The organism is Bradyrhizobium sp. P3_C3 (assembly GCF_056402655.1).
This window is the reverse complement of record NZ_JBFUGY010000119.1, coordinates 1-3,153: the sequence shown is the minus strand read 5'-3', so window position 1 is coordinate 3,153 and position 3,153 is coordinate 1. Positions and strand designations below refer to the sequence as shown.

At 63.6% G+C, this 3,153-nt stretch carries 4 protein-coding genes; all 4 read left to right on the top strand.

Going from position 1 to position 3,153, the window contains the following annotated elements; genetic code table 11:
• Positions 1-626 (top strand): cupin domain-containing protein (locus tag AC1DW2_RS43540; RefSeq protein ID WP_477009179.1); only part of this gene is annotated, 626 nt, incomplete at its 5' end.
• A 191-nt stretch (positions 627-817) separates the two neighbouring features.
• On the top strand, positions 818-1,888 hold the full coding sequence (gene gmd / locus AC1DW2_RS43535; RefSeq protein ID WP_477009178.1) for a GDP-mannose 4,6-dehydratase: 1,071 nt from the start codon (positions 818-820) through the stop codon (positions 1,886-1,888).
• Positions 1,860-2,810, top strand: coding sequence for a GDP-L-fucose synthase (fcl, locus tag AC1DW2_RS43530; protein ID WP_477009177.1), 951 nt, complete (start codon positions 1,860-1,862; stop codon positions 2,808-2,810). The genes gmd and fcl overlap by 29 nt, the downstream gene beginning before the upstream one ends.
• A gap of 177 nt (positions 2,811-2,987) precedes the next feature.
• Positions 2,988-3,153 (top strand): NAD-binding protein (locus AC1DW2_RS43525; protein WP_477009180.1); only part of this gene is annotated, 166 nt, incomplete at its 3' end.

Here is a 3,153-nt window from a genome sequence, read left to right as displayed (position 1 = left end):
TGCCGGTGTCCTGCGGCTGGTCCGACGTCGGCTCCTGGCACGCGGTGTGGGAGTTGTCGGAGAAGGACGCGCAAGGCAATGCTTCGCATGGCAGTGCCGTGTTCGAAGACTCGCGCAACTGCAACGTCACCACGGATGCGGCGCTGGTCGCGCTCGAAGGCGTCGACGATCTCGTCGTGGTCGCCACCGCGGATGCGGTGCTGGTCTCGCGCCAGAAGGATGCCAACGGCCTGAAGCGCCTCGTGACCAAGCTCAAGGCGGTCGCGCCGAAGGTGACCGAGGAGCATCTCAAGGTGCATCGTCCCTGGGGCAGCTATCAGTCGGTCGACAATGGCGAGCGCCATCAGGTCAAGCGCATCGTGGTCAAGCCGGGCGGGCGGCTGTCGTTGCAGAAGCACCATCATCGTGCCGAGCACTGGATCGTGGTCCGGGGCGCGGCCCGCGTCACCGTGAACGAGGTCGTGAAGACGGTGCACGAAAATGAGTCGATCTACATTCCGATGGGCGCCGTCCACCGGATGGAAAACCCCGGTAAAATCGTGCTGGAACTGATCGAGGTCCAGACCGGCTCCTATCTCGGGGAAGACGACATCATCCGGATTGAAGACGACTATCAGCGCTCCTGACGGAGGCGTTTGAACCGGGCTCTCGACAGGCGCTGGGGCGTATCGCTCATCCGGGTGCGCTTCATCCGGGTTGACCTGGAGGGCCGATAAGTCCAAGAAGGGCCCGGTTGCGCACCGGCTGCGCAGGCGTGGTTGCGCCGCCCGTGACGTGTGCGACCGACTATCTTGACAGGACTTCAAGGCTTCAGGCCATGCGTGAGCGGATCGCTCTCATCACCGGCGTGACCGGTCAGGACGGCGCCTATCTCGCCGAATATCTGCTGTCGCTCGGCTATGTCGTGCACGGCATCAAGCGCCGCTCGTCCTCGTTCAACACCGCGCGCGTCGATCATCTCTACCAGGACCCGCATGTCGGCAACGTGCCGTTCCTGATGCACTATGGCGACATGACGGATTCGACCAATCTGATCCGCCTGGTGCAGCAGATCCGGCCGACCGAGATCTACAATCTCGCAGCTCAGAGCCACGTCGCCGTCAGCTTCGAGAGCCCGGAATACACCGCCAACGCCGACGCGATCGGCGTGCTGCGCCTGCTGGAAGCGATCCGCATCCTCGGCATGGAGAAGGAGACGCGGTTCTACCAGGCCTCGACCTCCGAGCTCTACGGCCTGGTCCAGGAGATCCCGCAGAAGGAGACCACGCCGTTCTATCCGCGCTCGCCCTACGGCGTCGCCAAGCTCTACGGCTACTGGATCACGGTGAACTACCGCGAAGCCTACGGCATGTTCGCGTCGAACGGCATCCTGTTCAACCACGAGAGCCCGATCCGCGGCGAGACCTTTGTGACCCGCAAGATCACCCGCGGCGTCGCGCGCATCGAGGTCGGGCTGGAACAGACGCTCTATCTCGGCAATCTCGAAGCCAAGCGCGACTGGGGCCATGCCAGGGACTATGTCGAGGGCATGCACAAGATCCTGCAAGCCGACAAGCCCGACGACTTCGTGCTCGCCACCGGCGAGACGCGCTCGGTGCGCGAGATGGTCGAGCTGTCCTTTGCGCATGTCGGCCGCCGCATCGCATGGCGCGGCAAGGGCGTCGAGGAGACCGGCGTCGATGAGACGAGCGGCAAGACCGTGGTGAAGATCGATCCGACCTATTTCCGTCCGACCGAGGTCGATCTCCTCGTCGGCGACGCCAGCAAGGCGCGCGAGGTGCTCGGCTGGACGCCGAAGCGCAGCTTCGCCCAGCTCGTCGAGGAGATGATGGTAAGCGACCTGGCGGAGGCAAAACGGGATGCGGCCAGTGGCAAACGCACCGTTTGAGCTGAGGGGCAAGAGCGTCTATGTCGCCGGCCATCGCGGCATGGTCGGAACCGCGCTGGTGCGCCGGCTGGCGCGGGAGGACGTCAACCTCGTCACGGTCGACCGGCGCGAGGTCGATCTCTGCAACCAGGCCGCCGTGTTCGACTGGTTCGCGAAAGCGCGGCCGCAAGTGGTCTTCCTCGCCGCCGCAAAAGTCGGTGGCATCGTCGCCAACGATACGCTGCGCGCCGAGTTCATCTACGACAACATCGCGATCGCGGCCAATGTGATCCACGCCGCGCACCAAAACGGCGCCGAGAAGCTGATGTTTTTGGGCTCGTCCTGCATCTATCCGAAGCTGGCGCCGCAGCCGCTGCGCGAGGATTCCGTACTCACCGGCCCGCTGGAGCCGACCAACGAGCCCTACGCGATCGCAAAGATCGCCGGCATCAAGATGGTGGAGGCCTATCGCAGCCAGTATGGCCGCGACTTCATCAGCGTGATGCCGACCAATCTCTACGGCCCCGGCGACAATTATCATCCCGAACTGAGCCACGTGGTCGCCGCCCTGATCCGCCGCTTCCATGAGGCGAAGCTTGCGGGCGCCAGGAGCGTCGTCGTCTGGGGCACCGGCACGCCGCGGCGCGAGTTCCTCTATGTCGACGACATGGCCGATGCCTGTGTGCACCTGATGAAGACCTATTCCGGCGCGGAGCTGATCAACATCGGCACCGGCGAGGACATCACCATCGCCGAGTTCGCCCGCGTGGTCGCCGAAATCGTCGGTTACGGCGGCGAGATCGGCTTTGACACCTCGCGTCCCGACGGCACGCCGCGCAAGCTGCTCGATGTCAGCCGCCTCGCAAAGCTCGGCTGGCGCGCGACGACGTCGCTTCACGATGGCCTGAAGCAGGCATACGCGGCGTATCTGTCGCATATGTAGAATGCAGCAACTGCATGTCGCCTGTTGCACCAAATGCCCGCGGTTCTTGTCACGCGTAGCGGCTAAGGTTTATTCGGTTCGCGAAGCATCCTGCCCTAATGTTGGGCGTGCGGCCGGATAGGGAAATGGTCTAGGATTGTTCAGTGGAACATCCGTGTTCAACGGAAAGAGTTTTTCATGCGAATCGCGATGATCGGAACGGGCTATGTGGGACTGGTGTCCGGAGCCTGCTTTGCGGATTTCGGTCACGACGTCACCTGCGTCGACAAGGACGAGAAGAAGATCGCAGCACTTCATCGCGGCGAGATTCCCATCTACGAGCCCGGCCTCGACGAGCTGGTCG

What these genes read in the sequence shown, in the direction of transcription:
- fcl (WP_477009177.1), top strand. Translation starts at nt 1,860, where the DNA reads ATGCGGCCAGTGGCAAACGCACCGTTTGAGCTGAGGGGCAAGAGCGTC.
- gmd (WP_477009178.1), top strand. Translation starts at nt 818, where the DNA reads ATGCGTGAGCGGATCGCTCTCATCACCGGCGTGACCGGTCAGGACGGC.